At 71.4% G+C, this 6990-nt stretch carries 7 protein-coding genes; 1 reads left to right on the top strand and 6 read right to left on the bottom strand.

Annotated elements, in window-relative coordinates; genetic code table 11:
• From ACWCSD_RS19185 to ACWCSD_RS19175, 3 genes are all read right to left on the bottom strand, one after another.
• A partial coding sequence (locus tag ACWCSD_RS19185; protein ID WP_449916488.1) for an inositol monophosphatase family protein occupies positions 1-406 on the bottom strand: 406 nt, incomplete at its 3' end.
• A gap of 34 nt (positions 407-440) precedes the next feature.
• Entirely contained in the window at positions 441-1061 is a 621-nt protein-coding gene (locus tag ACWCSD_RS19180) for a hypothetical protein (protein ID WP_449916486.1), read from the bottom strand.
• 9 nt (positions 1062-1070) lie between these two features.
• Positions 1071-2135: a hypothetical protein gene (locus ACWCSD_RS19175; RefSeq protein ID WP_449916483.1), complete on the bottom strand. Its 1065-nt coding sequence runs from the start codon at positions 2133-2135 to the stop codon at positions 1071-1073.
• Positions 2136-2314: 179 nt separating this feature from the next.
• Here ACWCSD_RS19175 and ACWCSD_RS19170 point away from each other — a divergent pair, with 179 nt between their 5' ends.
• Positions 2315-3199, top strand: a complete 885-nt coding sequence (locus tag ACWCSD_RS19170) for a PIG-L family deacetylase (RefSeq protein ID WP_449916480.1) — start codon at positions 2315-2317, stop codon at positions 3197-3199.
• Positions 3200-3233: 34 nt separating this feature from the next.
• On the opposite strand, the gene ACWCSD_RS19165 is transcribed toward ACWCSD_RS19170, so the two are convergent.
• The 3 genes from ACWCSD_RS19165 to ACWCSD_RS19155 are packed head-to-tail and all read right to left on the bottom strand — an operon-like array spanning position 3234 to position 6871.
• Complete coding sequence (locus ACWCSD_RS19165; protein WP_387666638.1) at positions 3234-4007, bottom strand: sporulation protein; 774 nt, start codon at positions 4005-4007, stop codon at positions 3234-3236.
• Between the two features lie 9 nt (positions 4008-4016).
• Positions 4017-5258, bottom strand: a complete 1242-nt coding sequence (locus ACWCSD_RS19160) for an SPFH domain-containing protein (protein WP_397162095.1) — start codon at positions 5256-5258, stop codon at positions 4017-4019.
• A complete protein-coding gene (locus tag ACWCSD_RS19155) occupies positions 5255-6871 on the bottom strand; it encodes an SPFH domain-containing protein (RefSeq protein WP_358293784.1) in 1617 nt (538 codons plus the stop codon). The genes ACWCSD_RS19160 and ACWCSD_RS19155 overlap by 4 nt, the downstream gene beginning before the upstream one ends.
• Positions 6872-6990: the final 119 nt, after the last annotated feature.

Genomic DNA, 6990 nt, shown 5'->3' with positions numbered 1-6990 from the left:
GCGCCAGCCGCGCCCCCGTGGACGCCACGGCCCCGCGCCCCCGGATCGCCGACCACGTCTGGGCCGTCACCGGGTCGTGCACCACGCCCAGCACCGGCCGCCCGGCCCGGCACAACGCCACCCCCACGACGTACGTGGGCAGCCCGATGGCCACGTTGTTGGTGCCGTCGAGCGGGTCGACCAGCCACGTCCACTCGCCGCCCGCCGCGCCGATCAGCCCGGACTCCTCGGCCACGATCGTGTGCGAGGGGAAGGCCGTCAGGATGCGCTCGACCAGCAGCTTCTCCGAGGCCAGGTCGAGATCGGTGACGACGTCGCCGGCCTCGCCCTTGGCCCGGATGCCGACGGCCCCACGCGTGCCCGCCGCGAGCAGCGCCCCGGCGGCCTGGGCGGCCTCGACGGCCACAGAGCGAGCGTGATCCAGGTCCATCGGGCACCCCTCAGGTCAGGTGGGCGGTGATCAGCCGGACGGCCAGCGCCGTCTCCTCGGCGTTCAGCGGTTCCCGGGGAACGTGGTGGCCGCCCGCCCCGAGCGGGCCGAGCGACAGGTCGCGGCTGCCGGGCCGGCCGCGCCCGAGCGCGATCGTGGCCGCCTCGCCGCCCTCCGGCACCACGCTGCTGTGGAAGCGGTCGGCCGGCAGGGTGTAGGTGTCGCCGGGGCCGAACAGCTCCACCAGCCCGGTCGCGTGCCGCACGGTGCGGCGGGTGGGCGAGATGCGGTCGCCGTCGGCGCCGCTGACCACCTCGAACACCCGGTGCGTGGCGTCGGGCCCCGCGTCGGTGACCACCGCGTGCACGTTGCGCACCTGGCCGTAGAGCACGTGGCTGACCAGGTCCCAGCTGTGGCAGTGGATCTGCGAGGTGGTGCTCTCGGCGTGCTGGAGCGAGTCGGACCACAGGTGGAGGCATACCCCCTCGCCGCCCTCACGCTCCAGCGGCAGGCAGACGAAGCCGAGCGGATGGCGTACGGCCCTGGGGCGCGCGGTTTCCCTCAGCACGCCGAGCGCCCACGACCTGGCCTGTCCGTCGTGGACCCGCTGGAAGACCGACCGGTAGCTCATGAGTCGCACTCACGTTCCGTCTCGTCGGAGGGCCGCAGGACGCGCCTCGCCGTAGGGATCGACGGCGCGCAGGGCCTTGCGCGCGATGTCCACGACGTCGCGGCCGTCGTAGGCCTTGGGGAGAGGCACCCCGATACGGCCGAACAGGTCCTGGACCTCCTCGATCGTGGGCTCGTCGCCGAGCGGCGCCTTCTTGTACATGTCCATCTGCACCCGCCGCGCCTGCTCGAAGCTGAGCCGCAGCTCGGTGTCGCAGTTCTCGTAGTAGAACGTGCCGGCCAGCGCGGTCATGGCGCGGTTGGGGTCCTCCACCGTCATGATCAGCCGGGTGGCCGACAGGTCCCAGCGGAACGTCGTCATCGACGACGACAGGCCGACCTCGATGTCGAGCAGGCCGTAACGCTGGCGGTACCAGAAGGCGGCCAGGATCGTCGCGTACGACTCCTTCCTGACCCGGTCGGTGGTCCACGTCTCGCCGGTCGCGTCGGGGGAGTCCGACAGGGAGCGCCGGTAGTGGGCGTACGTCTCGCACACCTCGACGTTGGACGGGTCGATCACCTCGACCCGCACCACCAGGTGCCGTTTGTCCCGGCGGGCGGCGGCCACGCACTCGGGCAGGGTGACCGCGCGCAGGTAGGTGCCGGTGCCGCCCTTGAAGCTCCACCGGGTGGTGTCCTTGCGCGCCTCGGCGTGCATCTGGGCGATCTCCTGCTTGCTGCCCAGCACCCTGACCAGCTGCAACGCATCGAGGGCCTTGCGGGTGCCGTGGACGAGTGTCTCGATCTCCTCCAGCCGCGACAGCCGGACGGGGAGCTGGGCCAGCGCGCCGGAGGTGATGGTCTCCTCGACCGGGGCCTGACGGGCGCGGTCGCGCAGCAGGGCGGTGGCCACCAGCGCCATGATCACCAGCGTCGCGGCGTTCACGAGCTGGGTCTGCACATCGGTCGGCACCACCTCGTCGGGCATGATGCCGAGCACGCCGATCACGACCGCCAGTAACAGCGCGATGGCGCCGTCGGCGTTCTGGGCCGCCCATGGGGCGACCCGCTTCAGCGCCGCCGTGAACCGTGCCATCGTTCGCCCGCCCGTCCGACGATCGGTCAATCCCTAGGTCATCGTAACGACCGCCGGCATGCGACTTCCAGCGCACGGGAAGGAGGTATCTCCTACCCGGGAATGACATGACATCTCCCCCTGGCAGCTCAGGACCGGGACCTGACCAGGTTCGATACTGGAAGCGCACGGGGGTGGGGATGAAGGGGATCAGGATGTTCTCGGCGGCCGCGCTGGCGCTGGTGCTGGTGGCCGTGCTGGCGTGCCCGGCCCCGCCCGCGGCGGCGTGGGCGGAGGTCCACCGGCCGTCGTCGTCGGAGCGGTTCATGCAGGTCGTGGCCCACCCGGACGACGACCTGCTGTTCATGAGCCCCGACCTGTACGGCGCCGTCCAGTGGCACCGCCCGACGGTGACCGTCTACCTGACCGCGGGCGAGGGCCAGGCCGGCTGGGACGACGACCGCGACCCCGTCGCCTACACCCGCGACCGCGCGCGGGGCCTGCGGGCCGCGTACGCCTTCCTGGCCGGCGCGCCCGACGTCTGGCGGGTCACGACGATCACGGCGGGCGGCTTCCCCGTCCGCCTGGAGGAGCTGGCCGACAGGCCGGCGGTCAGGCTCGCCTTCGTCGGGCTGCCGGACGGCGGCGACCCGCGCGCGGACGGCGGTCGCGACGCGCTGACCAGGCTGTGGCAGGACCGCTCCTGCGTGCGCCGGTTCGGCGCCGGCCCCGAGCCGGGCTGCGTCGGCCGGCGGGACGTGGTCGGCGTGCTGCGCGCGCTCTACGCCCGCTTCCGGCCGACGGTGCTGCGCACGCTCGACCCCGAGCCGCCCACCGGCCGGGGGTTGTGCGACCACCCCGACCACGTCGCCTCGGCCCGCTTCGCGCTGGCCGCGGCGAGCGGGCTGGGGCTGCGGGCGGTCTCCTACCGCGGCTACCCGATGACCGGCTGGGCCCCCAACGTCGCGGGGGCGCTGCGCGAGCTCAAGCGCCAGGTCTTCGGCGTCTACCTGGGCCACGACTACCGCGTCGGGCACACCTGGCGCTACCGGGCCTGGACCGAGCGCATGTACCGGGTCCCCTGAGCCGGGACGCCGCCCGGCTCAGGGGAGCGCCCGGCTAGAACCAGCCGCGGCGGCGGGCCATCTGCTCCAGGCCGTGCTGCAACGCCTGGTCGGCCGCGCCGGGGTGGTCGTCGTAGCGCACGGTGAAGCGGTTGTAGGTGTCGTGGCTGGAGGTCAGGAAGCCGCCGCGCTTGTCGGCCTCCAGGATGACGTCCATCTGCCGCGGCCCGGCGATGAACGTCAGCTCCAGCTCGTTGAAGTGCCGCCGCCACTGGCCGCCCGCGTAGTACTCGATCTCCTGGAAGAACGGCATCGTCGAGCCGTACAGCGTGCCGCGCTCCAGGTCGGCCTTCTTGAAGCCGAAGCCGAGCCGGTCGAGGGCGGCGATGACGTGCTCCTGGGCCGGCAGCGGGCTGACGAACAGCGGGTCGAGGTCGCCCTTGTCGATCGCGCCCGCCAGCGCCAGCTCCGTCTGGACGCCGAGCCGCATGCCGTGCAGCGGGTGGCCGCCGATCGCGCTGATCGGCGTCTCCCACGGCACCATGATCTCGAACGGCTGCTGGTGCTGGGCGCCCGAGGCGAGCTGGAACGTCCCGGCCACCTGCTGGCGCAGGAAGCTGTAGGTCGTCTTGTACTCGTTGTCGCCGCTCTCGACCTCCACCACGGCGGTCAGGTCGAGGTAGATGCCCTCGACCTTGTAGTCCGAGCCGCCGCCGCGGAAGTGCACGACGCCGCGCAGCGGCTCACCGGGACGCACGGTCGCGTCGGTCAGCACCGTGTCGACCTCGACGCCCGCGCCGAAGGCGGCCATCAACTTGCGGAACACCATGGGTCTCTCCTATGCGGTGGGGGTCTGGCCGTTGACGGCGGCGTGTCCCGTGCCCGAGATGCGGGGGAGCAGCTGGGCCAGGACGAGGGTGGACAGCGCCGAGTCGGCCTGGCCCTGCTGGGTCCGTACGACCAGCGGCTGGGGGGCGTTCTCGGCGAGCTTGGCGCCCACGTCCAGGCGCCGGCGGGCCAGCTCGTACTGCAGCACGGCCCGGTTGTCGCGGTAGGACTCGGCCAGCCTGCGCAGGGCCTTGGCCTCGTTCTCGGCGGCGGTCAGGTCGGCCCTGCCGCGCGCCTCGATCTCCCACGTCACGCGCTGGGCCTCGGTCTCCTGCTCCTCCAGCATGCGCGCCACGTTCTTGCGCGCGGTGTTGTGGGCGGCCTTGACCTCGACCACGCGGGCGTCGCGGGTCTTCTTGGAGCGCTCGATCTCCATGAGCAGCGTGTCGATGCGGCGCTTGCGGGTCAGCTCCCACTCGCGCTCGTAGGCCGACAGCTCCTTGGCGACCTTCTCCCGGGTGGCCAGGTGCTGCTGGTACTGGTCGGGGAGCTGGACGTCGGGGATGTTGGCGCCGGTGACGCGCACGCCGTACCGGCCGAGCTGGCGGTTGAGCGCCTCCTGCATGTCCCCGACGTCGGAGCCGCGCAGGTCGTAGGCGCGCTCGGTGTTGACCCGCCGGCTGCGCTGCCTGATCGCGTCCTGCACGGCGCTGGAGAGCACGAGGTCGAAGTTGCCCGCGCCGATCGTCCGGACGAACGCCACCGGGTCCACGATGCGGAACTTCAGAAAGAACTCGATCGACTTCAGCGGCACGTTCTCGGCCGTCGGGCAGGCCACGATCGGCGCCGAGTACGGGATCTCGGTGGAGGTGTCCACGACCGCGTCCACCCGGTCCCACGGCAGCCACAGGTAGTGGCGGCCCGGCGGGAGCGTGCCGGTGATCGCCCCCCAGCGGCTGCGCACGCCGGTGGTGCCCTCCTCGATCTCGATGATCGCCTGGCGCCAGATCGTGACCAGCGCCACGACCAGGAAGAACAGCGCGGCCAGCGCGGCGGGCAGGGTGAGGTCGGTGAGCGCGGCCATCCCGGCGAAGTACAGGGCCAGCAGGACGAGCGCCATCCAGGCGAAGCCGCGCCGGTCCTTGGGGATCACCACCGGCACGAGCTGGCCCTGCTCGCCGCCGCGCAGCAGCTGGCGGATGTCGGACCAGGAGGCCAGCGACTCCTTGATCTTCGAGAACTCGCGGGTCATCGGACCTCACCCTCGCTCAGGCGGCCGGGCAGCAGGCGCTCGACCGTGCTTTCCAGGTCGTGGTCGGGCTCAGGCGTGGCCTGCGGCTCGCTCACGTCGGCGGCGGCCTTCTTCAGCAGGGCCGCGATCTCGTCCTCGCGGCTGCTGACGCGGGCGGCGATCTCGCCGAGCCGGCCGCGGATGGCGGCCATGTCCTCGGCGGAGAACAGCGCCGCGCCCTTGCCGCCCACGAGCTGCTGGGCCAGGGCCAGGAAGTCGATGTCGGTCTGCTCGCCCACCTGCACCACCTGCGGCAGCCGGGTGGCCACCGACTCCAGCTTGGTCAGCAGGTCCTGCTGGAAGCGGTAGTCGAGGATCTCGGGGGCCTCGGCGGCCGACAGCGCCCGGATGTCGAGGGCTTGGGCCTCCAGGAGCGCGGCGTTGGCGTTGGCCGTGGACTCGGCCTCGACCAGGCGCTGCCTGGCCTGCGCGGTGGCCTGGTGGCTGGCGCGTTCGAGCGCGGTGTCCATGCGGGCCTGGTAGCCGGCGATCTCGGCCTGGATGGCGCTGAGCGTCTCCTGCAGCCCCGCCAGCTCCTTGACCAGGTCGCCCTCGTTCTGCTCCTTGCGGAGCTGGAGCTCGTACTCGTAGGTGTAGGCCTCCTTGGCCACCCGGACCATCTCGGGGGCGGCCAGGTCCATGCGGTACTCCTGGCTGGACGGCTCGGCGTGGGTGATGTTCACGTCGGTGAGCCGTACGGCGGGCAGGAACTGCTGGTTCAGGTTCTCCAGCATGCCGAGGGTGCTCTCGCCCACCAGGTCGTAGATGTCCTCGGCCCGCTGGGCGTAGATCAGCGAGCGGGTGACCTCGCTGATGGCGTTCTGCAGCTTGGACTGGAAGCCGCTGACCGAGCCGAGCACGAAGATGAACTCGGCCGGGTTCTCGATCCTGAACTGCAGGAACAGGTCGACGCTGGCCTTGACGCCCTGCTGGGTCGGCGCCTCCCTGATGGGGGCGTTGAACGGGTACTCGCGGGTGGTGTTGACGATGTAGCTGACCCGCTTCCACGGGTTGAACAGCGTCACCCGGCCCGGGTCGGCGATGTGCACCAGCTTGCCGAACTTGGTGATCAGCGCCTTGCAGCCCTCGGGGACCATCACCACGCTCCGGCGCCACCACAGGAACGCGGCGGCCAGCACCAGCACCACCCAGTAGTGCGGGCCGAAGAAGATGTCCGACCCCGGCACGATGCCGCCGAGCGCGCCGATCAGGCCCAGGACCACCAGCACCGTCAGCGGGATGACCACCTTGGCCGTGCTGCCCTTGGGGATCACCACCGGCGAGATGACGTGCATGCCGTTCTCGGCGAAGCTGCGGTTGACGATCTCGCCGGCCTCGTTCAGTGAGGCGGACCTGGCCTCGATCAGCGTGCCGACGGAGGCGCCGCCGTCGCGGGCGGCGGCGAAGTCGTGCGGGTTGAGCGCGAAGCCGGGGGCCTGGCCGGTGAGCTGGCCGGCCTGGTCGGCGACCTGACCGATCGCCTGGCTCATCGCCTGCCGTACGTCACCTCCTTGAGCGACCGCTTGGGCTATGCCCTGACCTGCCTGGATCAGTGCCTCTCGGGGTCGTGACATCGAACCTTCCTTTTCCGCTACAGGCGAATCCGACCGTATCGGGTATGACTTGCTGTTCGCTTGCAATGTGTCGTCATATGACTGTTACGTCCCATAGCAGAGGTGTTATGGATGGAGCA

Source organism: Nonomuraea sp. NPDC001684 (assembly GCF_053596515.1).
This window is presented reverse-complemented; position numbering and strand designations above follow the sequence as displayed.

Excerpts from the sequence above, each read along its gene's own strand:
- ACWCSD_RS19175 (WP_449916483.1), bottom strand. The coding sequence starts at position 2,135 with ATGGCACGGTTCACGGCGGCGCTGAAGCGGGTCGCCCCATGGGCGGCC.
- ACWCSD_RS19155 (WP_358293784.1), bottom strand. The coding sequence starts at position 6,871 with ATGTCACGACCCCGAGAGGCACTGATCCAGGCAGGTCAGGGCATAGCC.
- ACWCSD_RS19180 (WP_449916486.1), bottom strand. The coding sequence starts at position 1,061 with ATGAGCTACCGGTCGGTCTTCCAGCGGGTCCACGACGGACAGGCCAGG.
- ACWCSD_RS19160 (WP_397162095.1), bottom strand. The coding sequence starts at position 5,258 with ATGACCCGCGAGTTCTCGAAGATCAAGGAGTCGCTGGCCTCCTGGTCC.
- ACWCSD_RS19165 (WP_387666638.1), bottom strand. The coding sequence starts at position 4,007 with ATGGTGTTCCGCAAGTTGATGGCCGCCTTCGGCGCGGGCGTCGAGGTC.
- ACWCSD_RS19170 (WP_449916480.1), top strand. The coding sequence starts at position 2,315 with ATGAAGGGGATCAGGATGTTCTCGGCGGCCGCGCTGGCGCTGGTGCTG.